We start from the raw sequence: 26213 nt of genomic DNA on the forward strand, positions 1-26213 counted from the left end.
ACCTCCACCAGGTCGGATGCATCTCCCGCCGTGCCTACGCCGGCCCGCCTGCATGCGCAAGTGCGGGGCCCTCAGCGACCACGCTCGGTCCCATCCGGCACGTTCGGTAAGCCCCTGGACACGCGCAGCGTGGCTGATCCGACGCAGGCCTGCGCCGCTGCAGAATCCTTCAGGGCTGGGACGAGCGCCTTTGTCTCGTCAAGGAGCAGGCCGATCGCGCGAACCAGCTCCTTGCCGTGCATCTGCGGGAGCGCGTCACGGCCCATGGATTCCCAGGTGGAGGTGATCGTCACGAAACGGGCACCCGTCTCGGCGATCCGGTCGGCGAACTGCGCCGGCGCCCAGTAGGTGACCTCATGGCCGCGGCGGACGAGTTCCGCGACGATCCCCAGCGTCGGGTTGACGTGCCCGGCTCCCATCGGACCGTAGACAGAGATCGACGCCACGATCGCAGCCTATGAGGTGATTGTCCTGTCAGGCGCCCATGTCGAGGACGATGCGGAAGCAGGCGTCCCCGGCCATCATGCGTGCGTAGGCCTCGGGCGCCTCGGCCAGCGGCATGACCTCGATCATTGGTCGGACGTCGTGGTCCGTGGTGAAGGCGAGGTTGTCCTCGTTCTCGATCGAGCTGCCCGTGAGGCTCCCGCTGATCGAGCGGGTGCCGAAGATCAGGGGAACGGTCTGCACCGAGATGGGGTCGGGTGCGACACCGAGCACCACCATGCGTCCGCGTGGGGCGAGGCCCGCGAGCAGAGGAGACATGGAGGCCCCGGTGGTAGCGGTGGCGATGACGGCGGCGGCACCGCCGAGCTTCTGCAGCGCTTCACCCGGATCCTCGGCGGAGCTGTCGATGTAGACGTGCGCACCCAGCTCGGCGGCGTGTTCGGCTTTCCCGGTACCCCGACCGATGGCCGCAACCCGGTAGCCGAGCTTGCGGGCGTACTGGACGCCGAGATGGCCGAGCCCACCGATTCCCTGCACCGCAACGAGGGCGCCCGGCCGCGCGTCGATCTTCTGCATCGCGCTGTAGTTCGTGAGCCCGGCGCACAGCAAGGGTGCCGCGTCGACCGGGTTGAGCTCGGGTGGGATGCGGACCAACCCACTCGCCCGGACGAAGGTGTACTCGGCGTATCCGCCATCGACCGTGGTGCCGGTCCACGGCTGGTTGGTGCAGTTGACGAAATCGCCACGGCGGCAGAAGTCGCATTCGTTGTCCTGCCCACCCAGGTACCCCACCCCGACCCGCTCGCCGACCTTCCAGCCGCCCACGCCGGGGCCGACGGCGTCGACCACTCCGGCGATCTCGTGGCCGGGGACACGCGGTTCGGACGGGTCCTCGCGCTGACCCTCACCGCTCAGCGCGTCGGAGTGGCACACCCCGCAGGCCTGCACCCGAACCCGCACCTGCCCCGGCAACGGCTCGGAGAGCTCCCGGGTGACGAGGGAGAACTCGCGCTTACCGGTGACCTCGATGGCGCGATACGTAACCTTGTCCGTTCCGGTCATCGCGAGATCTCTGCGGTGCCGCGGCTCATGGATTTCGCTCGTCGGTGGTCTGTGGCGATCGGCATGCATCCAATCTCGACCTTCACGAGCCGGTGTCGCCATTCGTTCCCGGACATGCCGCCCGAGGATCAGGACGGAGCGGAACGTGGCGGACGGTCATCGACGTGATGTGTAGACACGCGAGGTTCACCCCGTCACGACGGGATCGGTCGACATGAAGACCACAAGTCTGCTCAGATCAGTCTCTTGGATGCTGATCTCCGTGCAGAAGTGTGCGACCGTGCAAGCGCCTCCAAGCGGGTGGGTGCGCCGAGAACGCGGTCGATCGATGCGATCCGGCCAACGGGAACTCTCACCCCGAGTGGTGCATATCCGATAGTCTCGGCCTATCGCTCCAGGACTATTCCGGCGGCGCGCTCGATCTGCACATTTTCCCGAGGTTCTCGCTTAGTGTCAGTAATATCAGCAGCGCAGACATATCCATTAGGCGTTTCGATAAGTACAATGTTCATATGCTGACGACTGCGACACGCGGCTGTCCGCATGGGCGTGGCCGTGCCCGATCAATTGACCGGTGGGTCAGTCGTCGCAACATTGTCGTGCCGCAGGCTCCCCTGTTGCGGCATCGGCGGAGATTTGAAGGTCTTGGGCTGCTCTGGCCGGCTCGCGCGGCGAGTCCGGGTTGTGTCGCTCGGCAGCGGATCGGTTCAGGGCGGGCGATTGTGCGAACGCTCCTCGGAGGCGACGGAGCCGGTCGTTCTTGAACAGTGTCCATCAATGGCACGGTTGGTTCGCGATGCACTGCGTGCCCGGATGGGTCATGACCGGATATGTGACACATATTGCGTCGACAGGAGAGGGAGTGGGAGTGAGTCGAAATCGTGCAGTCGCTTGGGCAGGCCTCGCCGTGGCCGGAGTGATGCTGCTTCCGGCGTGTAGCACCAACCAGTCGAGTGAGAGCGCCGACGGGTCATCCTGCGACACCAGTAAGGGGTCGCTGGTCATCGGCCTGATCGCGCCCTTGTCGGGTGGCGTGTCGGCCTACGGGTTGGGCATCAGGAACTCTGCCGACCTCGCGATACGGCAGGCGAACCAGAAGTGTGTGGTGCCGGGGTATCGGCTGGTGCTCCAGCCAGAGGATGACCAGTCGACTCCGCAGGTCGCGGCGCAGGCAGCCACCGAGCTGGCGTCCGATCCGAACATCGCGGCTGTGATCGGAACCTACAACTCGTCGACGGCACAGTCGGTCGCTCCGATTCTCCAGCAGCAGAACATCGTCGAGGTGTCGCCGGGGAACACCGACCCCGTTCTTTCGATGGGGCCGGATGCCGCCACTGCGCCCAAGCGCCAGTTCCCCATCTACTTCCGGGTGGCGACCACCGACCTGCTGCAGGGCCCGTACGGTGCCCAGTATCTGATTCAGAAGGCCGGGAAGAAGCGGATCGCGGTCATCGACGACGGTAAGACCTACGGTGTCGGTATTGCGAACTCCTTTGCGCAGGAGGCGCAGCAGCTCGGCGCCGACGTCGTGGCACGGGAGCGGGTGGGGGAGAACGACACCGACTTCTCCAGCGTTATTGCCAAGATCCGTCCCATGAACCCGGATGCGGTGTACTACGGGGGCGAGTATCCCGTGGCCGGACCGCTGTCGAAGCAGCTCGCCGACGCCGGACTGCCTGTGACGGTGATGGGCGGCGACGGTATTGCCGACAAGCAATACGTTGCCCTCGGGGGCAGGCAAGGTGACCTGGCCACCGGCATCGGAGCACCAGTCGAGTCGCTGCCCGACGCAAAGACGTTCACCGACGACTACGCGGCCGCCGGCTACAGTGAGTCGTACAGTCCTTACGGGGCGCTGTCGTATGACAGCGCGAACGTGATCGTCGATGCGCTGAAGAAGGTCGTCAGCACTGGGGACTTCAGTAGTTCCCGCCGCCAGGACATGATCGATGCTGTCCAGCAGACGAACGTCGACGGCGTCAGTGGCCATGTGTCGTTCGACCAGTTCGGCGATACCACCAACAAGATCCTCACGGTGTACACCGTCAAGGGCGATGCCTTCGTGCCTGTCGAGACCGGCACCTTCGATCCGCAGGCTTCGCACTGACTCCCGGGGGTCCGGGTCGGCACATGTGATGACGACATGCCGGGGGCGGGACCTCCGCCCCCGGCGTTTGTGGAGGGACCGCCCGCTTGCTGTCCACGTTGTTGTCCCAGATCATCAACGGACTGATGATCGGTTCGTTGATCGGGCTGATCGCGCTGGGTTACACGATGGTCTACGGGATCATCCAGTTGATCAACTTTGCTCATGGTGAGATCTTCATGGTCGGCGCGTACGGCGGGTTGGCCACGTTCACATATCTGTTGCCGACGTTCGTGCAGCAGCGCTGGTATCTGGCGTTGCCGTTGTTGGTGATCGCCGGGGCCGCGGTGTCGGTGGTGGTCGGGGTGGCGATGGAGCGCCTGGCGTATCGGCCGCTGCGGAACGCCCAGCGGTTGGCGCCGTTGATCACCGCCCTGGGTGTGTCGGTGGCCCTGCAGGAGGCGGTGCGGGTGTTCTACCCGGGCGCCACTGCGGCGCTCCCGTTCCCCGGCGCCTTCGTGCAGGGAACATTGATCATCCCCCTCGGCGATGGGGTGCCGATCAAGTACTCGGGGATGCTGCTGGTCGTCGTGTCGTTGGCCTTGGCGGTGGCGTTGCAGCTGTTCATCGACCGGTCGCGGATGGGACGCGCGATGCGGGCGACGGCCCAGGACCGTGACGTGGCCCGGTTGATGGGTATCGACCCGGACCGCGTCATCGTGCTGACGTTCGTGCTCGGCGCGGCGCTGGCCGGGATCGGCGGCGTGCTCTACGGCGTCTACCTGAACACCGTCAACATCGACATGGGCTTCCAGAACGGGATCTTCGCGTTCACGGCGGCGGTGCTGGGTGGGATCGGGAGCGTTCGTGGCGCGGTGGTCGGCGGCCTGTCGATCGGGCTGATCAGGGCCTTGGCAGGGCAGTACCTACCCGGTGGGTCGGCCTACGACTACGTGTGGATCTTCGTGGTGCTGATCGCGGTGCTGGTGTTCCGGCCACAGGGCTTCTTCGGCGAGACCGAGCGGGTACGGGCATGACCACTCTCGAGAAATGTACGGCTCGGCGGCCACGCGCGTGAGCACGCTCGACAAGCCTTCGAAATCTGTGGTCTCCCGGGCGGTGCTGAGATCCTGGCTGGCGCAGTTGGCTCGGTTCGTGACCGCGCTGCGGATCACCGGTGGCGTGTTCACACTGGTGGGTGCGCTGCTGCCATGGGCCACGTTCGTGCTGAACAACGGTCCGTATCCGGAGAAGTCGACCCTGGCGTTCTTCGCCGCCCCGATCGCGGTCACCGGGTTCCGGATGCATCTGGCCGAGTTCGGGGTGGCCGCGATCGTGATCGCGCTGGTCCGGGTGCCTGGCCGGGAGCGGATCCTGCGGGCGATCGGGTGGGGTGTGGTCGCGGTCGCCGTGGTGAACGGCCTCTACATCACTGTGGAGGGTGGTGGCCTCGGCGCGATCACCGCCGGCAGCGGGGTCGCGTTCGGCGCGGTCGTGGCGCTGATAGGCGGAGTGTTGCTCATCCTGGGCGCCACCGCGGGCGGGCTCTCACCCGTCCCCGTCTGGAGGTGGCGGCTCAACCGGTACGTGGAGTGGCTGATCCTGCTGGTCACCTTCGGCCTGCTGCTGTTGCTCGTGTCGGCGGTGTTGACCAGTGGCGGGCAGGGCGGAGCCGCGAACGTCTACGCCGGCGCGGTGTTCCTGTCGTTCCTCGGTGCGGTCGGTGGGCTGTTGGGGGCGTTGCACGCCTCGGGCGTGGTCACCTGGATCGGCGCGGTGTCCGAGCGGCGTCGGGTGTTCAGCGTGATCGTGCTGCTGATCGCCGCATTGCTCCTGCCGTTGACCGGTGCGGGCACCGAGTACTGGATGACAGTGGCGGCCAACATCGGGGTGTACGCGGCCACGGCGATCGGGCTGAACATCGTGGTCGGGTTGGCCGGCCTGCTGGACATGGGCTACGTGGCGTTCTTGGGGATCGGGGCGTTCGTCGCGGCGAACTTCTCGGGTGCCGCGGCATCCCGGATCGGGATCCAGTTGCCGTTCCCGCTGGTGATGGTGATCGCGGCTGTGGTCGCCGGCATCTTCGGCGCGATCGTCGGCTCGCCGACGCTGCGGGTGCGCGGGGACTACCTGGCCATCGTGACGCTGGCGTTCGGCGAGATCTTCGTACGCAGCGCGCAGAACAACATCGGTGGCTTGACCGGTGGCGCGAACGCGATCCCGGGGATTCCGCCGGTGTCGTTGTTCGGCACCGACTTCAACGACTCGGTGCAGATCGGCGGGTTGGAGCTGGCGCCCGGCGTTCTGTACTACGTGTTGATCGTGTTCATCGTGGCCGCGGTCATGCTGGTGTTCGCGAACCTGAAGAACTCGCGGCTGGGCCGAGCCTGGATCGCGATCCGGGAGGACGAGGACGCTGCCCGGGCGATGGGCATACGGACGGGGCCGATCAAGATCCTGGCGTTCATGATCGGGGCGACACTGGCCGGGTTCGCGGGTGCGTTCTTCGCACACAAGACCGCCAACGTCTCCTACGACAGCTTTCAGTTCCTCGAGTCGGTGACGTTGCTGGCGGCGGTGATCCTGGGTGGGATGGGCACGATCCCGGGTGCGGTCCTGGGGGCGTCGATCCTCTTCGTATTGCCGGAGAAGCTACGTGAGTTCTCCGACTACCGGCTGCTGCTGTTCGGCATCGCCCTCATCCTGATCATGCGGTTCCGGCCGCAGGGTCTGGTGCCGGACCGCCACCGCCGCGCGGAACTCGTACCCGTGAGCGAACCCGCGACGATGCCGGTGCCCACCGCCGGCCCCGGAGCGACCCGGCAACCGAGCGCCGGCGGGCCGAGCGACCGTCAGATGATCCGGTCGGTGGACCGCGGGTGAGCCGGTGACGCGTCAGGCGGTTGCGGGCGGCCGGAGCAGCGCGTGAACGAATGTCCATTGACCTCGCTGCGAGCAACGATCTCGTAGCGCGGGAATTGTGAAGGCGAGAAAGGCATGACCAGGTCGACGCCGGAGTGGGGGCGTCCACGGCAGACGAGCACCGAGCAGGCGATCCTGCGTGCGGCCGGGGTGACGATGCAGTTCGGCGGGCTGCGGGCACTCAACGATGTGTCGTTCGGGCTGGCCGAGGGCGAGATCATCGGGCTCATCGGGCCGAACGGCGCCGGCAAGACCACGCTGTTCAACTGTTTGACCGGCTTGTATGCGCCGACGTCGGGCGTGGTGTCGTTGCGCGGGAAGGCATTGCCGCAGGACCCGGCGCGGGTCACCGAGCAAGGTGTGGCACGGACGTTTCAGAACATCCGGCTGTTCCCGAGCATGACCGCGCAGGAGAACGTGCTGGTGGGGCGGCACGTGCGGATGCGGCAGAACCCGTTGTCGTCGCTGCTGCACGGTCCGGGGTTCCGCCGCAGCGAGGCCGAGGCGGCAGAGCGCACGGAGGCGCTGCTCTCGTTCGTCGGGCTCACGCGGTTCGCCGACGAGTTGGCCCGCAATCTCCCGTACGGCGATCAGCGTCGGCTGGAGATCGCCCGGGCGTTGGCGACCGATCCGTCCGTGCTGCTGCTCGACGAACCGACCGCCGGAATGAATGCACAGGAGACCGAGGCGACCCGGCAGTTGATCTTCGCGATCCGGGACCTGGGGATCTCTGTGGTGGTGATCGAGCACGACACCAAGTTCATCTTCACCCTGTGCGACCGGGTGCTGGTGCTCGTTCAGGGCGAGGTGCTGGTGGAGGGCTGCCCGGACCAGGTCCGAGGGGATCCGCGGGTGGTGGAGGCGTACCTGGGGGCGCCACCGGAAGAGGTCGAGGCCCAACTCCACCGCGGAGACCACCAGTGAGCTTTCTCGAGGTCCGTGATCTCACCGTGGCTTACGGGGCGATCCAGGCGGTGCGAGGGGTGTCGTTCTCCCTGGAGCGCGGCCAGATCGTGTCGCTGATCGGCAGCAACGGGGCGGGCAAGACCACCACTTTGCGGACGATCTCCGGATTGTTGCGCCCGGAGTCGGGGCAGATCCTGCTGAACGGGGAGCCGATCCAGCGGTTGCCTGCGCACGAGATCTTGGCGCGCGGGGTGGCGCACGCCCCGGAGGGCCGACGGGTGTTCGCGCGGATGACGGTGGAGGAGAACCTGCTACTCGGGGCCTACACCCGCCACGATGACGCCGGGGTGCAGCACGACCTGGCGTGGGTGTACTCCCTGTTCCCGGTGTTGGGGGAGCGGCGGGCGAACAAGGCCGGGCTGTTCTCCGGGGGAGAGCAGCAGATGCTGGCGATCGGGCGGGCGTTGATGTCGCGCCCGAAGCTGTTGATGCTCGACGAGCCCTCGATGGGCCTCTCACCGATCATGACGGAGAAGATCTTCGAGACGGTGCAGGAGTTGCAGGCCGAGGGCACCACGGTGTTGCTGGTGGAGCAGAACGCCCTGGCGGCGTTGGCCTTGGCAGAGCACGCCTACGTGATCGACCTCGGCCGCACCACCCTGTCGGGCACCGGCGCCGAACTCCTCGCCGACCCCCGCGTGCAGGAGGCCTACCTGGGCGAAGGGGTTTCCCCCTGATCCCGCCTCACGGCCTCTCGCGTTGCGTGTGCCGGGCGCGCTTGCCGATCTGTTGCAGCATGCCGCGGGTGATGATCCGGTGGCCGCCGGAGGAGATCACGGCGGCGCGGTAGAGCGCGCCGTGCGGGCCGGGGAAGGCCCCGTGGCTCTGTGCGCGCAGGCGGTCGTCATCGAGGAGAAAGGTGAGCCGGTAGCGCGAGAAGTGGTGGCGTCCCTGCAGCGTCAGGCGATGGCCCGGCTCGGCGTCGACGACGCGGAAGCCCGGAACCGTCTCGCCGGGCCTGCCCTCGAACGCCGGCGTGCCGCGTGCCGGGTCGGCGCCGAGCAGGCGCGCGAAGTGGGTGGCGCCGCTCATCTTGTGGTGAAGCACGTGCATCAGCGCCGACCACACCGCGTCGCGGGATGCTCCGGTGGGGACGGCGTGCTCGTCGATGTACGGAAGGTGCTCCATGAGGCGATCGTCCCAGACGGATCGTCCCGGGCATCGCGGATCGCCACCGCGATCTTTGTCGCGACCGCCGCTGGGACCGATCTCCGGCAGAGTCGTCAGCATGCAAGGACTCGCACTGCTCGACGTTCCCGGCGGAGCCGTCACGCTCAGGCTCGCGGCGGCCGACGACCTACCGGAACTGGTGGCGATGCTCGCCGCCGACCAGCTCGGCGTCCACCGCGAGACCGCCGAGCGCTCGCCCGCGGCGCTCCAGCCGTACCGCGCCGCCTTCGACGCCATCTCCGCCGACCCGGCCCACCTGCTCGTCGTGGCCGTCGACGATCTGCGCCTGATCGGCACGATGCAGCTCAGCTTCATCCCAGGACTGGCGCGGCAAGGCGCGTGGCGGGCCCAGATCGAGGCCGTCAGGGTGCACGAGGAGGCCCGCGGCAGGAACATCGGAACGAAGATGATCGAGTGGGCGATCGATGAGGCGAAGCGCCGAGGCTGTGCGCTCGTCCAGCTCACCACCGACAAGCGCCGCACCGACGCCCACCGTTTCTATGAGCGCCTGGGGTTCGTGGCGTCACACGAGGGAATGAAGCTCCCTCTCATGATCTAGTCGGCGGGCGCGTAGGTCAGGTTGAGCACGCCGGTCGACAGTACGGCGCTGTCGACGAGCTGGAGCCGGTGCGTGGTCGTGTCGTCGAACAACCGCTGACCGCGACCGACCGCGATCGGGTGCACGAGGAGGCGGAGCTCGTCGAGCAGCTCGTTCGTAAGCAGCCACCGAACCGTGGTGGCGCTGCCGGTGATGCAGATGTCGCCGTCGACGGTCTCCTTGAGCCGACGGACCTCGTCGACGTCGCCGGCGAGTGCCGTGGTGTTGTTCCAGGTCGGCTTCTCGAGCGAGCTCGAGATCACGTACTTCGGCATCGTGTTGAAGTAGGTCGCGAACGGCTCGTCGGTGCTCTCCGGCCAGTACGCCGCCCACTCGTCGTAGAGCTTGCGTCCCATGAGGAACGCCTTGTTCGTTTCCATCCCAGCGCCGACGACGGCACCCATCTCGTCGTTGAAGTAGGGGGAGTGCCACGTGTCCGGAGCCTCGACGACCCCGTCGAGAGCGATGAAGAAGTTCGAAACGATCTTGCCCATGGTGGTGGCGATTCCCTCTGTCCGTGTGATCGAGCGCGTGGACCCTACGGTATGAACCCGATCAGCCCTCGGTCTTGTACAGGAGCGACAGGGGCTCCGCGGCGTTCTGCCGCTGCAGCTGCGTGGCGGTGCGGCCGATGAAGCGCGTGAGCGATCTGGACAGGTGTGGCTGGTCGTAGTAGCCGAGCCGGTGCACGACGTCGAGGGGTGTGGCACCTTCGCCGAGGAGGATCGCCGCCTGCCGGGCGCGCTCGATCTGGCGGATCGCACCCTGCGTGAGGCCGGTCGCCGCAGCGATGCGCCGTTGCACCGTGCGTGCGCCGATCCTGGGCTGTTCGCCCGCGACCACGTCATCGACGAGCGGATCGCGCACGAGCACGCCCTCCCGCACGAGCCGGGTGACGAACTGTTCCGCGTTCTCGAAGTCGGGGAGTGCCCACTCGTCGCCCCGGCACACGAAGGCCGTCGCGGTGACGTGCGGGCTGTCCAGGTGCGCGTCGACGAGTCGCGCCGCCGGCAGGTGCGGCATCGACGTCCCGTGGGAGAAGGTGATCCCGAACGACTCCGACTCGTCGGGTACCTCGGCCACGCTCGCCGCGGTCTCCGGGCCGCGGACACCGACGTGGACGCGGCCGTGCTGCTGCCAGACGACCAGCTCCCAGTTCGAGGTCGCCACCGATGTCATCCGCTCGACGCCCGAGCTGCGGCCGCGCCATACCCGCGCGACGTACGGCGAGTCCGACGATCGGTCCTCGCTCTCCAGCGCCATCCCGCCTCCTCGTCACATGTGCGGCCCTGTCAACGTCGATCCACGTCGATCGGGGCGACGCGAGTGATGATGAAGCCGTAGGCGATCATGCCCAACACGAGGAACGCGCCCGCCATCAGCAGCGGGGCCACGAACGACCCGCCCGTGAGGTCGAGCAGAGCGCCCACCGCGATGGACACGACGACCCCGGCGGCGCTGCCTGCGAAGTTCATGATCCCGGCAAGTGAGGCGACGTGGTCGCCGGAGGGCGCCAGCTCTCCGGGGAGCAGCCAGATGCTCGCGTTGGCGAAGGTGAGGGCTCCGTAGGAGACGGACAGCACGGCGATGGCCATTGCGCTGCTTTCGGTGAACAGCGACAGCACGATGCTGGTGGAGACGAGCAACCCGCCGATGATCAGCGTCTTGCGGGCGCGGGTGACCCCCCAGCCCCTGCGGATGAGGGCGTCCGCGGCGAGGCCGCCGAGCCACCCGGTCGGCACCGCGACCAGCGCCGGGATGGAACCGAAGAGGCCGAGCGACGGCAGGTCGAACCCACGTCCCTGGACGAGGTAGGTGGGGAACCAGGTGACGAACCAGTAGATGACGAACGCGACGCAGAAGTTCCCCAGGACCATGCCCCACACGGCCCGGTGCCGAAGCAGGTCGAGCCAGCGGACGCGCGTGGTGGCGGCCGGGTCGTCCTGCACGGTCTCCTGGCCTGCCTCGATGTAGGCGAGCTCCTCGGCCGAGACGCGGCCGTGCTCCTGCGGCCTCCGGTAGAAGAACCACCAGCCGATCGCCCAGATCACGCCGAGCGCGCCCGTCACGACGAACGAGCCGTGCCATCCCAGCATGCTGATGAGCAGGACCACGACCGGTATGGACAGCGCGGTGCCCACCCGCGAACCGCTGTCGTAGATGCCGGTGGCGAGTCCTCGCTCCTGTGTGGGCATCCACTCGCGGACGGCCTTGGCGTTGCACGGGTAGGCGGGGGACTCGCCGATGCCGAGCAGCAGCCGGAGACCGAGCAGCGAGCCGAATCCTCGGCCGAGCGCCGTCGCTGCGGTGAAGACCGACCACAGAACCGCCGCGAGCGTGTAGCTCGTCCGTACGCCGACCTTGTCCACGAACCAGCCGGCGAACAGCTGGAAGACGGCGTAGGTCCAGAAGAACCCGGAAAGGATCAGGCCGAGTTCGGTGCTGGTGAGCCCGAAGTCCTGCTGGATCTGCGGGGCCGCGGCGCTGAGGTTCGCCCTGTCGACGTACACGATCGCCGTGCCGACGAAGAGCAGCGCGACCATCATCCAGCGGACGTTCCCGGACGGCCTGCGCGTGGTCCCGGCAGCAGTCGTGCCGCTCGAACTGGTGGACATGGTCCTGGCTCCGTTGCTCGTGCTGCGCCCGGCGTGTTAGCGCTAACACGGCTTTTGTAGTGACCATGCCGCCGGCATGTCAAGGTGTGGAAGGCCGCGCGGGCGAGCCGCGATCTCAGATCAGCCGGTCACCGGGCAACGGGCTCGGCGCCGGCCGCTCCTCTTGTGCGTCGGTCTCGATTCGAGCCCGGTGGGCGGCGGGATGCCAGATCTCGTCGAAGGGCCCCATGAGTGACCCGCCACCGCCGCGGCGGCGAACACGAGACGCGATCCATGCCAGGCCGGCCAGGACGACGCCGAAGATGCCCAGGGTCATGAGGAGCGCTACCAGGCCATCCACTCGCCGGACGCTACCTCTGGGAGCGCCCGCACATCGCGCTCTGGGTGCTTCTCACGTCGGCCGGTCCGTGCTTGTCGCCGATTGGGCTACAAGCCGCAGGAATCACCGTGTGGCAGGGTCGGCTGCACCGTCGAATTCGTTCTTCTGCAGTGAGGAAGGTGAACCCCGTGCCCAAGCGGCCTGACGAACGCGAGCCCCGCGGCGACGTGGTGATCCGATTGGACACTCCCGAGGAGCTTTTCGCGGCCGACCCCCGCTCGCTGCTCTTCGGTTCGCGCCGGCTGGACAGCGGGGTGGAGGAACTGGTGGATCTGTTCCTGGCCATGAAGAAGAAGGTCCGCACTCGCCGCATCGTGCTCGAGATGGCGGGTGAATGCTCCCCCGAGCTGGCCGCGTGCCTCGAAGGATCTCTGCGCCGCTACTGCCGGCTACGGATCGAGCGGGCGACACGGCAGGGCGCGGTGATCTGGCGAAGCGGAATGCGCGCCCTCGTCAGCGGCTCGCTGCTGTTCTTCGCGGGCGTGGTGCTCTCCTTCGGCTTCACCCGTCCTGGGGAGGACGAGTTCTGGGCGGAACTGCTCGGAAACGGCGTCTTCCTGGTGGTGGCCTGGGTCGGCCTCTGGTATCCGCTCGACCTGCTGTTCATGGCCCGGCAACCGGTGAAGCGGGAAATACGCGTGCTGACCGAAGTCCTCAAACTGCCCGTGGTGGTGCAGTCCCAGGGTGCGGCAACGCCCGGCGACGCCACGGTGGCGTCGTGACTCGATCACGGGAGACGCGCGCCGTACGCTGAGTTCGGTGAGGGTCGCGGTCGTCGGCGCCGGAGTGGTCGGGCTGTCCACCACGGCCGCGTTGCTGCAGCGCGGTGTCGACGTGGTGTGTTACGAGCAGGCGGGCGAGCCGATGGCACAGCGGTCCGCCGGGTCGTCGCGCATCTTCCGGCTGGCTCATGCCCTGCCGGACCTGGTGCGGCTCGCCGCGGTCGCCCGCGCCGGATTCGGCCGGTGGGAGAAGGCGAGCGGCACCTCGTTGATCGGCCCGAGCGGCTGTGTGATCAGCGGCGAGCAGATGCCGGTGTGGGCGGCGGCGATGGCTGCCGCCGGCGCTGCGCACGAGGTCGTCGACGGAGCGGCTGACGGCCTTCGGCTCCCCGCGCTCACACCGCCGTCCGAGGCGTTGCTCGACCCGGCGGGCGGCGTGATCGACGTCGACGCGGTGCGGACCCATCTGACGGAGCTGACCAGGGGCGCCGTTCTCCGCGCGCAGGCGTACGCGCTCGAGAACTCCCGCGCCGGCACCACTGTGTGGAGCTCGGCAGGCGAGGCCCGATTCGACGCGGTTCTGCTGGCGGCGGGAGCCGGCACATCGCCGCTCGCCGCGCAGGTCGGCATCTACACGCCGCCCGCGCTGGCACACCACGTGCGATTCACGTTCCCGTTCGACTCGCCTGTGGCGTGGCGGTGCTGGATCGACACGCCCTCCACCGACCTGGGCACCTACCAACATCAGACCGGACCCGGAAGCTGGGCCGTGGGAGGGCACCTCGATCCCGCACTGACGGCGTGGGAGGTAGGGCGCGAGGCGGCAACGACCGCGTCGCGCGACGCCGTGCTCGCGTACGCGCGACGGCACCTCGCCGTCGAGCCGCGCATCGTCGACAGCCTGTACTGCGTGACCACTCCCGGCCTGGGCGACGGATTCGAGTTCCGCCGGAACGGGTCGATCCTTGCGGTGTACGGCGAGAACCTGTTCAAGTTCGCACCCCTGTTGGGAGACGTACTCGCCGCTGCATGCGTCGACGGGTCGACCCCTGCGGTGCCGGATGTCGCACTGAACTACTAGCGCGCGCACCGAATACGCCCGAGCGTAACCGGCCGGCGACAATTCGGCACCATGGCTCGTCGAAAAGCGGGGCCAAGATCAGCGCGGTTGACGACGGCAGGCAGACTGCAGCACCTCGTCGTCCATTCGATCCGCGATGAACAAGGAAACAATAAGTGAACGAGCAGATCACGCCTGTGGCCACCGCCGAACCGGACGCTGCCGAACATCCGTCGGACACCCGCTCCCACCAGGTCTCACCGGGCCGATGGGTGACGCGTGTGGTCGACGTCCTGCTGCTCCTGGCCAGCCTGGGGACGATCCTCAATCCCGAGGACCCAGCGGTGGACGACTCCGCCTACGTGCTCACGAGCCTGGCGTGGATTCTCTTCGCCCTGTGCTACATCGGGATCCGGGTGTCGCGGGTGCGTCGAGCCCGACGTGGAGACCAGCGCTGGCCGGAGCGGCTGGCGGGCCGCCGCACGAGCTACCTCATCACACTGGCCACGGCAGTCACCCTGCTCAGCGCCGGCCTCGATATCGCGACGGTCGAAGGCAGCGATGACGTCCAGGACGTCGTCCGGTCGTTCGGGGTGATCATGGTGCTGCTCGCGTGGGCGATCCTGCACCTGAGCTACGCGGAGCGGTACGCCCAGCTCTACCTGAATGCCGACGAGCCTCCGTTCTCATTCCCCGAAACGCCGGCGCCGACTCTCCTCGAGTTCGTGTACTTCTCATTCACGGTCGGAACGACGTTCGCCACGTCCGACGTCGAAGTTCGCTCCACCCGCACGCGGGGAATAGTGCTCTGCCACGGACTGCTCGCGTTCGTCTACAACACCGCGATCATCAGCATGGTGGTGGGCCTGCTCACCGGGAACTGATCGCTCCGAGATCCGGCTCGGAGGTTCACGGCAATAGCAGCTTCTCGACGGCCAGCTGCTGCACCTGCTCCACGACGCGTTCCTCGTTGGCCGCCCCGGTGCTCTCCAGGATCACCATGTGCTCGGGCAGGAACACCTGGCGCTGTAGCGCCAGCTTCCGCTTGAGGCTGTTGTCGGTGTACCGGATACGCACGTCGGTGGCGGGGTACTCGTTCATGGTGAGCTCCTGGGAGCTGATGAGAAGGCCGTCGTAGATCTCGGCGGAGAGCTCGGCGGAGCGTTGCATGTCCGCGTGCGTGATCGGCTTCCCCAGCATGTCGTCGGGCCTGCGGACGATGGTGATGCGGGTCTCGACCTCGACCGGGCCTTCTGTCGAGCGATAGGCGAACATCGGGAGGCCGGCGTCGGACGGCACCGGACCCAGCAGTGACGCCGTGACGCCGCTCTCCACGTCATGGACGGGCGTCCACGAAGTGACCCTCCACTGCCTGGCCTTCCACTCCGCTTGTACCCCGGCGTCCGGCGTCGCGCAGCCCGCTATGCACGTTGCCAGGACGGTGAGGACGATCGAGGTGACGACCCGGGCGAAGCCGTACTGCGGGGACGTGCGCATCGAGTCCTGTTCGGGGGTCGAAAGGGGCGGTCCGTCAGGAATGACGGATGACAGCGGCGTCGTGGACATGGACCATGGTTCTATTGTCCGATTGGGTTTCCCAGGCGGTGAGACGTTCGTCCCGCGAGTTCGGATCTCACCGGTAGCCTGCACTACATTCTTACCTGCGGATTCTGCCGGACGTCCCGTGTCGTGCACCACTGCGGTGGCGTCGCAACATTTGCGACCGTCGTAGGTTGGCCGAATGCCGTCCACATCGCTCACCACGCTCTCAGCTCGGGTCGCCGAGCAGCTCATCTCACGCCGACAGACCGTCGCCGTCGCCGAGACCTCTGCCGGGGGGCTGATCTCGGCCGCGCTGCTCGCCGTCCCCGGTGCCTCGGCCTACTACCGCGGCGGCACGGTGACCTACACCAGGGACGGCGTCGCGGCGCTGTTCGCGGGCGCAACCGACATGGAGCCCGGCGATCGAGGCGCGTGCGAGCCGTTCGCGCGCTACCTCGCGGCGTCGGTGGCCGCGAAGCTCGATACGGACTGGGCCGTGAGTGAGGCGGGCGCGGCGGGACCGTCGGGCAACCGGTACGGGGACCCCGCGGGGCACACGTGGGTGGCGGTGGCGGGGCCGGACGGATTCCTGCGCGCTGAGCATCTCCTGACCGGCAGCGACGACCGTGAGGCGAACATGGAGGCCTTCGCCGCCGCGGCGCTGAACGCACTTCTCACCTCGCTGACGGCCGACTGATCGTCCGGGCCGACCACGCACGGGACGCAATAAGCGCAACAGCCCGTGTGCAGAATTTCCGTTCACGAACTGTGGGCTATCGTCGCGGTGGGGCCGCTGGGTACATATCTGTGACCGCCGATCCGAGGAACAGGCGCCAGAAGCAGTGAATCCCTTGTCCTGTTCCTCGGGTTCGGGACGTGCACTGTCGAAAAAGGGCAGGGAAACCCTCGATCCCGACGTGGCCGGACCGGTTCTGGTGCCGGGTGATGACGGGCTCGCCCCGCTGACCGGGTCGTCGCCGACGGTCGGGGTCATCGGGTACACGCTCGGTGGCGGGCTCAGCCTCACCATGGCCGGGCCCGCGGCTGGGCGGCCGATCATGTGCGGAGCATCGACGTGGTCACCGCCGATGGCGTGCTGCGCCACTCGCCGGATTCCGAACCGGACCTCTTCTGGGCCCTGCGCGGTGGAAAGAACAACTTCGGTGTGGTGACCGCGCTGGAGTTGATCCGTCAAGGCGCGATACGACCCGCGGAACACCTTCCGCTTCAATCACAACATTCCACCGGACGGTGCCGCGGCCATCTGACGGCCGCGGGTCATCCGCGCCGCGGTGAACCGCGCCACCCGTCCCCGGTACGGTCTGGACTGGTGAACAGCGGTCAGGACGGAATGCCACCGCCCGAGGAGTTGATTTCGGTCCGCCGGGCCACTCGTGGCCGGGCCGTGGTCCTCACGGTCGAGGGCGACGTGGACGTCGCCACCGCATCGGTGCTCCGCAAAGCGGTGGACGAGGCGCTGACCGAGGCCGGGCCGCACCCACTCGTGATCGACCTGACCGGAGTGACGTTCCTGGCCTCCCGAGGGCTCCGCACCCTGGTGGAGGCACACCGGGAGGCGAGCGCGTCGAGTCCGCTGCGGGTGGTCGTCGACCACACCCGTCCCGTCATCCGACCCCTCCAGATGTCCGGGCTCGACCGGATCCTCACGTTGTTCCATGACGTCGAGGATGCGTTGAGCGGCCGGCCGGAGGTCGACGTCTCCGAGTGACGGGCAGCACGTGAAAACCCCGGTCGGCGCAGGCCACACCCAGACGGCACACTGGCCGCTATGCCGCCCCCCTGCGACGTCGACCCAGAGGGATGGGGGCCGCTAGCCGGTCCGGACCCGTCGCCGAGCCCAGCACACCTGGCGAGCTCGGCGGCCGGCGCTGCGTCCGTCACGGAGACCACGTTCACCTTCCGGGTCGCCGCGCACGTCACCTCTGCCTGGCAGACGCGGGCACGGATCCGGGGGTGGCTGGAGGCGTTGCAGTTCCCTGCTGAGTGGGTCGACGACGTCGAGTACATCGTGAGCGAGGCCGTCAGCAACTCCGCCGAGCACGCCTACCCCCCGGACAACTCCGACGGGCAGATCACGATCGAGGCAGAGGCATTCCCCGTGCGCGAAGCCGGAGTCGACCACGAGGAACTGTGGCGGGTGCGGGTGCGGGTGGCGGACGGCGGGCGGTGGAAGCCGCTGAACCCCGAGCAGCAGCACCGTGGCCACGGGCTGGCCGCGATCGCTGCGCTCGCCGCCGAGGTCACGATCCGCCGTGGCGAGGAGGGGGACTCGCGGGGCACGGAGGTGATCGTGGTCAGCCCACCTGCACCACGGCGTGCCCGAGTGGAGCGCCTCCGGCGGGGCCCGTCGGCTCCCTGAGGAACGAACGGGCCCCGTCGACGACCACTGCCGGAATCAGCTGGTGGAAGGCCCCTGCGGCAGCACGAGCTCCTGGCCCTCGGTGAGCCCGGAGACCACCTCGGTGAACTCGTCGCCGACGAGCCCGGCCTGGAAGGGGGTCGGGATCGGCGCGCCGTCCGGTCCCCGCACGTCGACGACCAGGCGGCCGGCGTCGGTGCGAGTGGCGGCGGACGGCACCCGCAGCACGTTGTCCACGGCCTGCACCATGACGTTGGCGAGTGCGGTCTGCCCGTCGTGCAGGCGGTCGTCGTGCTCGGTGAGCACGATCGTCGCGTAGTACCGGACGACCCCGGTGGCGGAGTTGCCCGACGGCGCGATCGCGAGCACGGTGGCGTCGGCCCGCAGGTCCGGCACGGCGTCGACGGTGACCTCGACCCGCTGGTTGGGCGCGATGCGCGACGCGTCGGACTCCTCGAACGGCACGACGAGCTGGAACGAGTCGATGTTGTTCAGCACCATGAACGTCCCCGCGCCCGGCGCGGGGCTCGGCCCGCCGCCCCCGGAACCACCCGACGCCCCGACCTCCGGCAGTGCCGCGCTGCTCCCGGGCGCCATGGCCGTGGTTCCGGATGCCGCCGCGACGTACTCGCCCGTCGCCCCGTTGATCACGGACACGACACCGGCGATGGGAGCCCGCAGCACGGTGTTGTCGACGTCGCGCTGGGCCAGCGCCACCTGCGCCTCGGCGTCACGGACGGCGGCCTCCTGGGCGGAGGTGTCGGAGGGCTTGTCGCTGCCGGCGCCGTCGAGCTCGTTCTGAGCAGAGACGATGCTCTGCTTGGCGTTCTCGATCTGCAGCCGCCCCGACGCCGCGTCGACGTTCTCCCGCTCGCGGGCCGCGTCCAGCGTGGTCTGCGAGGAGAGGACGACGCGCTTGGCGTCCTCCACCGCCTGCTTGTCGGCAGTGATGCGCTCGCACGCCGGGTTGGGGGGTGGTGTGGTCGGGGTCATGGGGGGGCTTGCAGCGGCGCTCGCATTGGGCTGCTGGCCGCCCATCCCGAGAAGGCCGGTCGACGACTTCTCGGCGTCCTTGTTGTGCTTATCGTCCTCGGACTGCGAGTTGCGTGAGCCACTCCCGCAGGCCTTCTTGTCGTCGTCCAGCCGCTCCTCGGCCAGGTCGAGCGACTTGCGGTCGAAGTCGAGCTGCTTCTCGGCCCGGTCCGTGGCGGAGGAGTTCGCGTTGTTCGTGGCGTCCACCGAGTCCTCGGTGGCGTCGAGGATGTTCTTGGCCTGGTCCAGCGTCGCCTGGGCCGCGTCGATGGAGTTGCCGTTGCGGATCTTGTCCAGCTGCGCCTGCTGCTGCGCCACCCCGGCCTTGCGCTGCTCGAGTGTCTGCTGGAGGGCGAAGTCGTCGAGCCGGGCCAGCTCCTGGCCGGCCTCCACCTTGGTGCCGACGCCGACGAGCACGTCCTTGAGCTTGCCCGCCTGGGGGAAGCCGAGGTTCTGCTGCGTGATCGCCACAAGCGTTCCCGACGCCGACACCGTGGTCGCAACAGTGCCCCGATCCACCCGCAGGGTGGGCGGAGGCGGCTGCTCTGCCGTGCACGCGGTTGCGCCGACCACCGCCATGACGGCGATCGAAAGCGTCACCCGGGCACGCCGCCGGGTCGATCGGGACATGAGAGCTCCTGCCATGGTCACGTTCACTGGTAGCGGAGGGCCTCGATGGGGCGCAGCCGTGCCGCGCGGTTCGCCGGATAGCCGCCGGCGACGAGGCCGATCAGCAAGCTGATCGAGAAGGAGAGGACCACCGATCCGACGGACACGACAGGTGGTGGGAAGTCCGGGACGAGCTGGGGCAGCACAGCGGCACCCGCGAGCGACGCGCCGACGCCGATCAGGATCCCGACCAGGCCGCCCAGCCCGCTCAGGAACATCGACTCGAGAAGGAACTGCTGGAGGATCACCCCGCGGCGGGCCCCGATCGCCTTGCGGATCCCGATCTCCCGGGTCCGTTCGGTGACGGTGACCAGCATGATGTTCGCGACGCCGATGCTGCCGACGACGAGCGAGATGCCCGCGACGGCACCGGTGAACAGCGTCAGGAACGTCAGGAACTGCGAGGACTGGTCGAGCAGGCTCTGCAGTGCCTGGACGTTGAAGTCACGTTCGGCCGGCTCCCGGATGCCGTGCCGGGCGGACAGGATGTTCGTGATCTGGTCGGTGGCCGCCGGCACCGTTGCCACGGAGTCCGCCCGGGCGATCATGCTGCTCAGGCTGTCGCCGCCGCCGAGCAGGTAGCTGCGCGCCGCCCCCAGCGGCATGATCGCCACGTCGTCCTGCTGGCCGCTGACTTCCGCGACCCCGATCACCCGGAAGATCGTGCGGCCGAGCCTGATCTCCTTGCCCAGCGCGGAGGCCGCGTTGCCGCCGAAGAGCTCGTTGACCGGGTTGGGGCCGAGGATCACGACCTTGGCCTTCGTCCGGACCTCCGACTCGTTGAAGTTCCGGCCGACCTGCAGGTCGCGGTCGTTGACCTCGAGGTAGTCGGCGGTGGTGCCGACGATCGACGTCCGGTACTGGCCACCGCCGACGACCTGGAGCAGCCCGGTACCGCCGACGACCGGCGTGACCGACTCGACGTTCGGCGCCTTGGCCGAGTCCTGCAGCGCATCGAGGTCGGCGTCGGTGAGGTCCCGGGCGCGTCCGCCACTCGGCGCGCTGCCCTGGGTGGGGTTCACGGTGATCTGGGTGGCCAGCGATCCGAAGATGTCGTTGAAGCCGGACTGGATGCCGTTGCCGAGGGCGACGAGGATGATCACCGCCGCCACGCCGATGACGATGCCGAGCGTGGTGAGCGCCGAGCGGAGCCGGTTGGCCCGGAGACCGCGCATTGCGATCCGGGCAGTCTCGAGCAGGTTCATCGTTCGGCCCCGACTCCGCTGCGCACGCGGTTGCGAACGTCGCGAACGATCTTGCCGTCGCGCAGTTCGATCACCCGCTTGGCGAACTCGGCGACCTCGTCCTCGTGGGTGATCAGCACGACCGTGCGTCCCGTGTCGTTCAGTTCCACGAGCAGTCGCATGATCTCGACGGTGGACGCCGAGTCGAGGTTGCCCGTCGGCTCGTCGGCCAGGATCATCGCCGGATCGGTGACCAGCGCCCGCGCGATCGCGACGCGCTGCTGCTGGCCGCCGGACAGCTCGTTGGGCATGTGGTTCTGGCGCTCACCGAGGCCCACCCGCTCCAGCGCCGCGCGAGCCCGCGCCCGGCGATTGCGGTGGCCGACCCCCGCGTAGACGAGCGGCAGTTCGACGTTGCGTACCGCCGACGTCCGCGCGATGAGGTTGAAGGACTGGAAGACGAACCCGATCTGCTGGTTGCGGATCTCGGCGAGCCGGTTCTCCTTGAGCTTGCTGACGTCGATCCCGTTCAGCGAGTACTTGCCGGACGTCGGCACGTCCAGGCAGCCGAGGATGTTCATCATCGTGCTCTTGCCCGACCCGGACGGGCCCATGATCGCGACGAGGTCGCCTTCGTCGATGGTCAGGTCGACCGCGCTCAGCGCGTGAACCTTGATCGGTCCGGTGCGGTAGAGCTTGGAGACGGCCTCGAGCTCGATCACTTTCCCCCCATCGTGGGAACGACCGAAACAGGAAAGTCGTCCCCGCTACTCAAACGGCGCAAAGCCGTCGGAGTTACAGCCCTGAAGTCCACTCGACCGAGGGGTAGGGCGAGTTATGTCGTCACGCTCAGTAGGCCCACCGGCGCCCGCCGCTGCCCCGTACCAGGTCGAACCCGCCGCCGCACGGCAGAAGGGCCGGGGTTCGGCCACCGGCCGCACTCACAACGAGATGTGACGCACAACACGTTGATCGCCGGTTCACGGCTGAAACGGGGCGAGCTTCCTCGCTCGCATTCCGGTGAGTGGCCCTAGGCCGGGCGGGCGAATGGGTGAGCGCTTACGTGGCCGTGATATAGCGATCGTGGAATATTGGCAGAATCCTTACGCCGATGGTCAGTCCTGCCAGTTCCCTGTCGAGTCGCGTCACGGCAGCCTTGACGGAGCGGTTCGACGCTCTCGAAGGGATGACGACGATGGCCGGACGGGTTCGTGACCTGATCGACAGGGTCCGCACTGCGTTCTGCAACTTGAACGAGCTGGAGCAGCGGCGGGAGCTGCTCGACCGGCCCTGGGAGGAGGACTTCCTCCACTGGGCCGCGGACGGAACCCTTCATGGCGAACGGATCCCGCCGGCCGGCAGGCGCCGGTACAGCACCACGTCGGGTGGATGGTGCCCGAGGCTCGGGTGCCCCGCGGCCGGGGAGGAGCCGACCCGCCGCTTCCCTGGCCGGATGGTCGACGAGTGAGCGCGCGCCGCGGGACTGCCGGGCAACCGATGTAGCAGGCACGTTGCCGGGAAGTGATCGATCCGGCGCTATTCTCCGGTTATGTCCCGGGCCGGAGCTGTCTCGTACTCCTTGCCGATCTCCACCACGTTCGAGTTGGCGGGCATGCGCGTGGTGGAGAGCCGGGGGAGCTGCTTCGGGCTCGTCGTGCGAAGCATGGGCCTGGCGAAGAGCTTCACCGCCGGGTTCCAGACCTTGCGCCAAGGCGAGGTGGCGCAATACACCGAACTGCTCGAGGACAGCCGCCGCCACGCGATCGACCGGATGGTCGACAACGCTCGGCTGCTGGGTGCCAACGCGATCGTCGGGATGCGGTTCGACTCGTCGGAGATCGGCAGCAGCCTCACCGAGGTCGTGGCCTACGGCACCGCGGTGGTCGTCGAGCCCGATGCCTGACGCGGACGACGGCCCTGTCAGCGAATCCGAGCAGGCCGAGCTCGTGCAGGCGTTACGGCGCCACCTCGCCGACGGTCGCCTGGACATCGAGCAGTTCGACGTCCGGGTGGCCCGCGTGTACGGCGCACGGACCCGCGCGCAAGCTCGCCGGGCTCTCGACGACCTTCCGCTGCTGGGAGTGCCGTCCACCCGCAGGCGGTTCAGGCGCCGGCACGGCGAGAGCGCCCAGGTGCAGCCGCACTGGGTGGCCACCGAGGAGTTGTTCCGCGATCCGGCAACCGGCCGGGTGATGCGTGTGTGGATCGATCCCACGGACGGCACGCGGCACTACGCGCAGGCCGAGCCGTAACGGCTCAGGCCGCGGCGGCCGCGCCGTCACCGACCGGTGTCCGGCCGGCCCGTTGCGGATCACCGGCCCACTCCACCGACGGCTGAGCCGTGACGGTGACGGTGCTGCCGCAGTTCCAGCACCTCGGCTCGACGGCGACGTCCCGGCCTTCCACGTCACAGGACGCGCAGTACCAGTGTGCGACGACTCGAAGGGACACCGTGGCCTTCCTGATGGTCCGCGGAGCCACGCTGTTCCAAAGGGGCATCGGGGCTGTCGGTTTGGCGGGACTGTCGTGGTCCAGTGCACACCGCCGAATTGGGTAGTGCAAGTCAGTGCGTATGGAGCCCTGCCGGGACGTCCGGATTGCCGCACGTGATCGCTACCATACCGCATACAGTATGCGGTAGCGTCGTGGCCGTGACCGACGCCTGGAAGCACCGCCCGACGTTGTCCGGTGAGCACGTCGTGCTCGAGCCCCTCGCTCCTGAACATGCCGAAGGTCTCCATGAGGCGGGGTCGGACCCCGCCATCTGGACCTGGCTCGCCGCCCGCCAACCCGAGGACGTCGGGGGGATGCGCAAGCTCGTCGACAGCATCCTTGCCGACGGCAGTCGCCTGGCCTGGGCACAGGTCGACGCGAAGACCGGCGAGGTCGCCGGCACGACGTCCTTCTACCAGATCGACGCGAACCACCGGGTGCTCTCGATCGGCCATACCTGGATCGGCAAGCGGTGGCAGCGCACGCCACTCAACAGCGAGTCGAAGCTGTTGATGCTGCGCCACGCCTTCGAGGAGCTCGGCGCCAACAGGGTGTCGCTGGAGACCGACATCCGCAACGAGGCGTCCCAGCGCTCCAACGAGAGGCTCGGCGCCCAGAAGGAGGGCGTGCTGCGGGGCCACCGCATCCGGCCAGACGGCACGGTGCGCGACACCGTCGTCTACTCGGTGATCGCCGAGGAGTGGCCGGAGGTGTCCGAGAGGCTGGTCGCGCGGCTCACGCGGTAATCGCACACTCCCGCGGCGACATGGACACCTGTCGCGATTCGGCCGCGAGCCGATTCCGCGTCATGTGTCCATGTCGCCCGCAGGCGAGATCGGGGTGACGGCGATCTCCTGCTCGGTCGAGCGACGAGCGTTAGGTTCTGTGGGTGCAGATTGGTTTGGGAGCGCCCGTCTCCGGCGCGTGGGCCACACCGGAGAACCTTGCCCGGTTCGGGGTCGAGGCGGAGGAACTCGGCTACGACTCGCTGTGGACGTTCCAGCGCCTCCTCGTCGGCGAGAACCAGCAGTTGGCGCCGGTGTACCAGAGCGTGCTGGACCCCACGGTGGCGCTGGCGTTCGTTGCAGCGCGCACGTCGCGGGTGCGCCTCGGGGTGGCGGTGATCAACCTTCCATTCATCTCCCCGGCGTACATGGCGAAGCAGGCGGCGACGCTCGACCGGTTGTCCGGGGGGCGGCTCGACCTCGGTCTCGGGGTGGGGTGGTCGGCCGAGGAGTTCGCCGCCGCCGGTGCGTCCACAGAGCGGCGGGGGCCCCGGACCGTGGAGTACCTCGAGGTTCTCCGCACCCTGTGGGACGACGAGGTGAGCCGGTTCGACGGCGAGTTCTACACGGTGTCACCGAGCCGGATGGAGCCCAAGCCGGTTCAGCGCCCCGGGCCGCCGGTGCTGCTCGGCGGCAAGGCGCCCGCTGCCCTGGCCCGCGCCGGCCGCATCGCCGACGGGTGGATCAGCGCCAGCGCCACCGACCTGAACGCCATCAGCAAGGACATCGCCACCATCCGCGAGGCCGCGGAGAAGGCCGGTAGGGACCCATCCGTCCTCCAGTTCGTGTGCCGCGGAGTCGTGCGCCTGGACGGCTCACCGGACAAGCGGCTGTCCGGCCCGGCCGACAAGATCCGTGAGGACGTTGCGTGGCTGGGTGAGCAGGGCCTCACCGAGGTCTTCTACGACCTCAACTGGGATCCGGAGATCGGCAACCCCGACGTCCCGGTGGCCGCGGCCACCGACCGCGCCGCGGAAATCATGCAGGCGCTGCGGCCACGCTGACCCGGTACGTCCCGGCAGGCGTGCGATCCTGGCACGCATCAGCTGGCCGCTTCCCCCGGCCGTCGATCATCGTCGGTGGAGGGAAGCCGTGTACCAGTCGTGGGCGTCGACCACGGGCAGGCCGCCGCAGCCGTTGGACCGGCCGGTCTGGGTGGACCTGTCGGCCTTCTACGGGCCGACGGACGACTCGGTCGCCGGTGCCGAGGATCCGCCACCCGGCGGGTGGCTCGTCGCCACCGGCCGCGTGCCCGGACTGCTGAAGTGGTGGGCCCGTGCTGTCGACGGCCGGTGGTTCGGCAAGGTCAACTTCGCGGTCTGCGATTCGTACGGCGCCGTCGTCGCAGAACATCTGGCCGCGCTCGTCCCGGCCTCGGCACTGACGCCGCGCGAGGCCGACCAGCACCGGTGACGGTGTCGTGATCACAGGCTCCAGGTCACGAACCGCAGATCTCGATGCAGCGGCCGGGCCACCGCCACCATCTCCGGCGACAGGTCGATCCCGAACGTGGTCACCCCCAGGGCGTTCAGGTGCGCCGTCACGCTGCCGGGTCCGCACCCGAGGTCGGCGACCGGCCCCGCGGCCTGCGTGAGCTCGGCGAACCAACCGAGGAGAGCGCGGTCGGGCGGCTTGCTCGCCAGCTCCTCGCGGAACTGTTCGGCGTAGCCGCCGGCCACGGCGTCGTAGGACGTCCGGGTGGCCTGGAGGAAGTCCGGTCCGATCACGATCGGGCACCGTAGTCCGCCCGCAATGTCAGGAGCCCGCCTCCCAGAGGGGAGACGGGCTCCTGGCCGAACAGGTGGATCAGACGACGCGAACGCCCGTGGCCTGGGGGCCCTTGGCGCCCTGACCGATCGTGAACTCGACGCGCTGTCCCTCGTTGAGGTCGCGGAATCCGCCGGCGTCGATCTCGGAATAGTGCACGAAGACGTCAGCGCCGCCGCCGTCGACCGAGATGAAGCCGAAGCCCTTCTCGCCGTTGAACCACTTCACAGTTCCCTGTGCCATGTTGTCTGCTCCTCGCAGGTTGGGTTCCGCACTGTGCGGAGCCCGGTCGGCAACGGCGGCCTCCGCCTGTGTCCTCGTGACGCCGGCGGCGGCC

Annotated in this window: 32 protein-coding genes and 2 pseudogenes; 20 read left to right on the plus strand and 14 right to left on the minus strand. The window is 68.4% G+C overall.

Translation table 11 applies throughout. The annotated features are described in order from the left end of the window. Nucleotides 1–71: 71 nt before the first annotated feature. On the minus strand, nt 72–446 hold the full coding sequence (locus ABD743_RS20410) for a glycosyltransferase (RefSeq protein ID WP_344723722.1): 375 nt from the start codon (nt 444–446) through the stop codon (nt 72–74). Between the two features lie 28 nt (nt 447–474). Then, complete coding sequence (locus ABD743_RS20415; protein ID WP_344723723.1) at nt 475–1506, minus strand: alcohol dehydrogenase catalytic domain-containing protein; 1032 nt, start codon at nt 1504–1506, stop codon at nt 475–477. 919 nt (nt 1507–2425) lie between these two features. On the opposite strand from ABD743_RS20415, the gene ABD743_RS20420 reads away from it, so the two are divergent. The 5 genes from ABD743_RS20420 to ABD743_RS20440 all read left to right on the plus strand — a co-directional run bounded on the left by ABD743_RS20420 (nt 2426) and on the right by ABD743_RS20440 (nt 8157). Beyond that, the gene (locus ABD743_RS20420) at nt 2426–3613 is read left to right on the plus strand and encodes a branched-chain amino acid ABC transporter substrate-binding protein (protein ID WP_344723946.1); all 1188 of its coding nucleotides are present in this window, start codon (nt 2426–2428) and stop codon (nt 3611–3613) included. A gap of 86 nt (nt 3614–3699) precedes the next feature. Further along, a complete protein-coding gene (locus ABD743_RS20425; RefSeq protein WP_344723724.1) occupies nt 3700–4629 on the plus strand; it encodes a branched-chain amino acid ABC transporter permease in 930 nt (309 codons plus the stop codon). Between the two features lie 118 nt (nt 4630–4747). Next, the gene (locus tag ABD743_RS20430; RefSeq protein WP_344723725.1) at nt 4748–6475 is read left to right on the plus strand and encodes a branched-chain amino acid ABC transporter permease; all 1728 of its coding nucleotides are present in this window, start codon (nt 4748–4750) and stop codon (nt 6473–6475) included. A 114-nt stretch (nt 6476–6589) separates the two neighbouring features. Beyond that, nucleotides 6590–7438 (plus strand): ABC transporter ATP-binding protein, encoded by an 849-nt coding sequence (locus ABD743_RS20435; RefSeq protein WP_344723726.1) that lies wholly within the window; start codon nt 6590–6592, stop codon nt 7436–7438. Further along, the gene (locus tag ABD743_RS20440) at nt 7435–8157 is read left to right on the plus strand and encodes an ABC transporter ATP-binding protein (protein WP_344723727.1); all 723 of its coding nucleotides are present in this window, start codon (nt 7435–7437) and stop codon (nt 8155–8157) included. Before ABD743_RS20435 ends, ABD743_RS20440 begins: the two co-directional genes overlap by 4 nt. A 7-nt stretch (nt 8158–8164) precedes the next feature. Here the strand turns inward: ABD743_RS20440 and ABD743_RS20445 are convergent, their stop codons facing one another. Further along, on the minus strand, nt 8165–8608 hold the full coding sequence (locus ABD743_RS20445; protein ID WP_344723728.1) for a hypothetical protein: 444 nt from the start codon (nt 8606–8608) through the stop codon (nt 8165–8167). Between the two features lie 100 nt (nt 8609–8708). Here ABD743_RS20445 and ABD743_RS20450 point away from each other — a divergent pair, with 100 nt between their 5' ends. After that, a complete protein-coding gene (locus ABD743_RS20450; protein WP_344723729.1) occupies nt 8709–9209 on the plus strand; it encodes a GNAT family N-acetyltransferase in 501 nt (166 codons plus the stop codon). Here ABD743_RS20450 and ABD743_RS20455 read toward each other — a convergent pair. The 4 genes from ABD743_RS20455 to ABD743_RS20470 all read right to left on the minus strand — a co-directional run bounded on the left by ABD743_RS20455 (nt 9206) and on the right by ABD743_RS20470 (nt 12203). Then, entirely contained in the window at nt 9206–9742 is a 537-nt protein-coding gene (locus ABD743_RS20455; RefSeq protein WP_344723730.1) for a dihydrofolate reductase family protein, read from the minus strand. The two genes, ABD743_RS20450 and ABD743_RS20455, sit on opposite strands and share 4 nt — an antisense overlap. 61 nt (nt 9743–9803) lie before the next feature. Continuing rightward, nucleotides 9804–10511, minus strand: a complete 708-nt coding sequence (locus tag ABD743_RS20460; RefSeq protein WP_344723731.1) for a helix-turn-helix domain-containing protein — start codon at nt 10509–10511, stop codon at nt 9804–9806. 29 nt (nt 10512–10540) lie between these two features. Beyond that, nucleotides 10541–11863 carry an MFS transporter gene (locus ABD743_RS20465; protein WP_344723732.1) on the minus strand — a complete coding sequence of 441 codons (1323 nt, stop codon included), beginning with the start codon at nt 11861–11863 and terminating at the stop codon, nt 10541–10543. Nucleotides 11864–11978: 115 nt separating this feature from the next. Further along, complete coding sequence (locus ABD743_RS20470; protein ID WP_344723733.1) at nt 11979–12203, minus strand: hypothetical protein; 225 nt, start codon at nt 12201–12203, stop codon at nt 11979–11981. 167 nt (nt 12204–12370) lie between these two features. Between ABD743_RS20470 and ABD743_RS20475 the strand changes: the two genes are divergently transcribed. The 3 genes from ABD743_RS20475 (at nt 12371) to ABD743_RS20485 (ending at nt 14908) form a co-directional block, all read left to right on the plus strand. Further along, complete coding sequence (locus ABD743_RS20475; RefSeq protein WP_344723734.1) at nt 12371–12964, plus strand: hypothetical protein; 594 nt, start codon at nt 12371–12373, stop codon at nt 12962–12964. Nucleotides 12965–13001: 37 nt separating this feature from the next. Next, entirely contained in the window at nt 13002–14045 is a 1044-nt protein-coding gene (locus ABD743_RS20480; RefSeq protein WP_344723735.1) for an FAD-dependent oxidoreductase, read from the plus strand. A gap of 155 nt (nt 14046–14200) precedes the next feature. Next, nucleotides 14201–14908 (plus strand): DUF1345 domain-containing protein, encoded by a 708-nt coding sequence (locus ABD743_RS20485; protein WP_344723736.1) that lies wholly within the window; start codon nt 14201–14203, stop codon nt 14906–14908. 25 nt (nt 14909–14933) lie between these two features. Here ABD743_RS20485 and ABD743_RS20490 read toward each other — a convergent pair whose 3' ends face one another. Further along, nucleotides 14934–15521 (minus strand): hypothetical protein, encoded by a 588-nt coding sequence (locus ABD743_RS20490; RefSeq protein WP_344723737.1) that lies wholly within the window; start codon nt 15519–15521, stop codon nt 14934–14936. Between the two features lie 244 nt (nt 15522–15765). On the opposite strand from ABD743_RS20490, the gene ABD743_RS20495 reads away from it, so the two are divergent. The 5 genes and pseudogenes from ABD743_RS20495 (at nt 15766) to ABD743_RS20510 (ending at nt 17946) form a co-directional block, all read left to right on the plus strand. Next, nucleotides 15766–16263 (plus strand): CinA family protein, encoded by a 498-nt coding sequence (locus ABD743_RS20495; RefSeq protein WP_344723738.1) that lies wholly within the window; start codon nt 15766–15768, stop codon nt 16261–16263. A 253-nt stretch (nt 16264–16516) separates the two neighbouring features. Beyond that, nucleotides 16517–16749, plus strand: a pseudogene (locus tag ABD743_RS20500) (FAD-binding oxidoreductase); the annotation flags it as partial. A gap of 31 nt (nt 16750–16780) precedes the next feature. Further along, nucleotides 16781–16834 (plus strand): annotated as a pseudogene (locus ABD743_RS44530) (hypothetical protein); the annotation flags it as partial. A gap of 62 nt (nt 16835–16896) precedes the next feature. Continuing rightward, nucleotides 16897–17295, plus strand: a complete 399-nt coding sequence (locus ABD743_RS20505; RefSeq protein WP_344723947.1) for an STAS domain-containing protein — start codon at nt 16897–16899, stop codon at nt 17293–17295. A 60-nt stretch (nt 17296–17355) separates the two neighbouring features. Then, entirely contained in the window at nt 17356–17946 is a 591-nt protein-coding gene (locus tag ABD743_RS20510; RefSeq protein ID WP_344723739.1) for an ATP-binding protein, read from the plus strand. Nucleotides 17947–17982: 36 nt separating this feature from the next. Here the strand turns inward: ABD743_RS20510 and ABD743_RS20515 are convergent, their stop codons facing one another. Genes ABD743_RS20515 through ABD743_RS20525 form a run of 3 tightly spaced genes read right to left on the minus strand, consistent with a single transcriptional unit; the run spans nt 17983 to nt 21553 of the window. Next, nucleotides 17983–19608 carry an efflux RND transporter periplasmic adaptor subunit gene (locus ABD743_RS20515; RefSeq protein ID WP_344723740.1) on the minus strand — a complete coding sequence of 542 codons (1626 nt, stop codon included), beginning with the start codon at nt 19606–19608 and terminating at the stop codon, nt 17983–17985. A gap of 23 nt (nt 19609–19631) precedes the next feature. Further along, complete coding sequence (locus ABD743_RS20520) at nt 19632–20852, minus strand: ABC transporter permease (protein ID WP_344723741.1); 1221 nt, start codon at nt 20850–20852, stop codon at nt 19632–19634. Further along, nucleotides 20849–21553, minus strand: coding sequence for an ABC transporter ATP-binding protein (locus tag ABD743_RS20525; RefSeq protein ID WP_344723742.1), 705 nt, complete (start codon nt 21551–21553; stop codon nt 20849–20851). The genes ABD743_RS20520 and ABD743_RS20525 overlap by 4 nt, the downstream gene beginning before the upstream one ends. 389 nt (nt 21554–21942) lie before the next feature. Here ABD743_RS20525 and ABD743_RS20530 point away from each other — a divergent pair, with 389 nt between their 5' ends. The 3 genes from ABD743_RS20530 to ABD743_RS20540 all read left to right on the plus strand — a co-directional run bounded on the left by ABD743_RS20530 (nt 21943) and on the right by ABD743_RS20540 (nt 23083). Next, nucleotides 21943–22299 carry a hypothetical protein gene (locus ABD743_RS20530; RefSeq protein WP_344723744.1) on the plus strand — a complete coding sequence of 119 codons (357 nt, stop codon included), beginning with the start codon at nt 21943–21945 and terminating at the stop codon, nt 22297–22299. 81 nt (nt 22300–22380) lie between these two features. After that, entirely contained in the window at nt 22381–22734 is a 354-nt protein-coding gene (locus ABD743_RS20535) for a YbjQ family protein (RefSeq protein ID WP_344723745.1), read from the plus strand. Continuing rightward, nucleotides 22727–23083 (plus strand): DUF1707 SHOCT-like domain-containing protein, encoded by a 357-nt coding sequence (locus tag ABD743_RS20540; RefSeq protein ID WP_344723746.1) that lies wholly within the window; start codon nt 22727–22729, stop codon nt 23081–23083. The genes ABD743_RS20535 and ABD743_RS20540 overlap by 8 nt, the downstream gene beginning before the upstream one ends. Before the next feature lie 4 nt (nt 23084–23087). Here the strand turns inward: ABD743_RS20540 and ABD743_RS20545 are convergent, their stop codons facing one another. Beyond that, nucleotides 23088–23282, minus strand: coding sequence for a hypothetical protein (locus ABD743_RS20545; RefSeq protein ID WP_344723747.1), 195 nt, complete (start codon nt 23280–23282; stop codon nt 23088–23090). 200 nt (nt 23283–23482) lie between these two features. On the opposite strand from ABD743_RS20545, the gene ABD743_RS20550 reads away from it, so the two are divergent. The 3 genes from ABD743_RS20550 (at nt 23483) to ABD743_RS20560 (ending at nt 25522) form a co-directional block, all read left to right on the plus strand. Beyond that, nucleotides 23483–24070, plus strand: coding sequence for a GNAT family N-acetyltransferase (locus ABD743_RS20550; RefSeq protein ID WP_344723748.1), 588 nt, complete (start codon nt 23483–23485; stop codon nt 24068–24070). Nucleotides 24071–24213: 143 nt separating this feature from the next. Then, nucleotides 24214–25113 (plus strand): TIGR03619 family F420-dependent LLM class oxidoreductase, encoded by a 900-nt coding sequence (locus ABD743_RS20555; RefSeq protein ID WP_344723749.1) that lies wholly within the window; start codon nt 24214–24216, stop codon nt 25111–25113. A gap of 88 nt (nt 25114–25201) precedes the next feature. Then, nucleotides 25202–25522 (plus strand): hypothetical protein, encoded by a 321-nt coding sequence (locus ABD743_RS20560; protein WP_344723750.1) that lies wholly within the window; start codon nt 25202–25204, stop codon nt 25520–25522. Between the two features lie 11 nt (nt 25523–25533). On the opposite strand, the gene ABD743_RS20565 is transcribed toward ABD743_RS20560, so the two are convergent. Both ABD743_RS20565 and ABD743_RS20570 read right to left on the minus strand, forming a co-directional pair. Further along, nucleotides 25534–25836: a methyltransferase domain-containing protein gene (locus ABD743_RS20565; RefSeq protein ID WP_344723751.1), complete on the minus strand. Its 303-nt coding sequence runs from the start codon at nt 25834–25836 to the stop codon at nt 25534–25536. A gap of 79 nt (nt 25837–25915) precedes the next feature. Then, on the minus strand, nt 25916–26119 hold the full coding sequence (locus ABD743_RS20570; protein ID WP_344723752.1) for a cold-shock protein: 204 nt from the start codon (nt 26117–26119) through the stop codon (nt 25916–25918). Nucleotides 26120–26213: the final 94 nt, after the last annotated feature.

It is taken from the genome of Pseudonocardia yunnanensis (assembly GCF_039534065.1).
Taxonomy (GTDB): domain Bacteria; phylum Actinomycetota; class Actinomycetes; order Mycobacteriales; family Pseudonocardiaceae; genus Pseudonocardia; species Pseudonocardia yunnanensis.

Coding starts and splice junctions, on each gene's coding strand:
- ABD743_RS20435 (WP_344723726.1), top strand. CDS start 6,590: ATGACCAGGTCGACGCCGGAGTGGGGGCGTCCACGGCAGACGAGCACC.
- ABD743_RS20530 (WP_344723744.1), top strand. CDS start 21,943: ATGGTCAGTCCTGCCAGTTCCCTGTCGAGTCGCGTCACGGCAGCCTTG.
- ABD743_RS20540 (WP_344723746.1), top strand. CDS start 22,727: ATGCCTGACGCGGACGACGGCCCTGTCAGCGAATCCGAGCAGGCCGAG.
- ABD743_RS20420 (WP_344723946.1), top strand. CDS start 2,426: ATGCTGCTTCCGGCGTGTAGCACCAACCAGTCGAGTGAGAGCGCCGAC.
- ABD743_RS20460 (WP_344723731.1), bottom strand. CDS start 10,511: ATGGCGCTGGAGAGCGAGGACCGATCGTCGGACTCGCCGTACGTCGCG.
- ABD743_RS20495 (WP_344723738.1), top strand. CDS start 15,766: ATGCCGTCCACATCGCTCACCACGCTCTCAGCTCGGGTCGCCGAGCAG.
- ABD743_RS20415 (WP_344723723.1), bottom strand. CDS start 1,506: ATGACCGGAACGGACAAGGTTACGTATCGCGCCATCGAGGTCACCGGT.
- ABD743_RS20570 (WP_344723752.1), bottom strand. CDS start 26,119: ATGGCACAGGGAACTGTGAAGTGGTTCAACGGCGAGAAGGGCTTCGGC.
- ABD743_RS20490 (WP_344723737.1), bottom strand. CDS start 15,521: ATGCGCACGTCCCCGCAGTACGGCTTCGCCCGGGTCGTCACCTCGATC.
- ABD743_RS20515 (WP_344723740.1), bottom strand. CDS start 19,608: ATGTCCCGATCGACCCGGCGGCGTGCCCGGGTGACGCTTTCGATCGCC.
- ABD743_RS20535 (WP_344723745.1), top strand. CDS start 22,381: ATGTCCCGGGCCGGAGCTGTCTCGTACTCCTTGCCGATCTCCACCACG.
- ABD743_RS20465 (WP_344723732.1), bottom strand. CDS start 11,863: ATGTCCACCAGTTCGAGCGGCACGACTGCTGCCGGGACCACGCGCAGG.
- ABD743_RS20520 (WP_344723741.1), bottom strand. CDS start 20,852: ATGAACCTGCTCGAGACTGCCCGGATCGCAATGCGCGGTCTCCGGGCC.
- ABD743_RS20455 (WP_344723730.1), bottom strand. CDS start 9,742: ATGGGCAAGATCGTTTCGAACTTCTTCATCGCTCTCGACGGGGTCGTC.
- ABD743_RS20510 (WP_344723739.1), top strand. CDS start 17,356: ATGCCGCCCCCCTGCGACGTCGACCCAGAGGGATGGGGGCCGCTAGCC.
- ABD743_RS20450 (WP_344723729.1), top strand. CDS start 8,709: ATGCAAGGACTCGCACTGCTCGACGTTCCCGGCGGAGCCGTCACGCTC.
- ABD743_RS20445 (WP_344723728.1), bottom strand. CDS start 8,608: ATGGAGCACCTTCCGTACATCGACGAGCACGCCGTCCCCACCGGAGCA.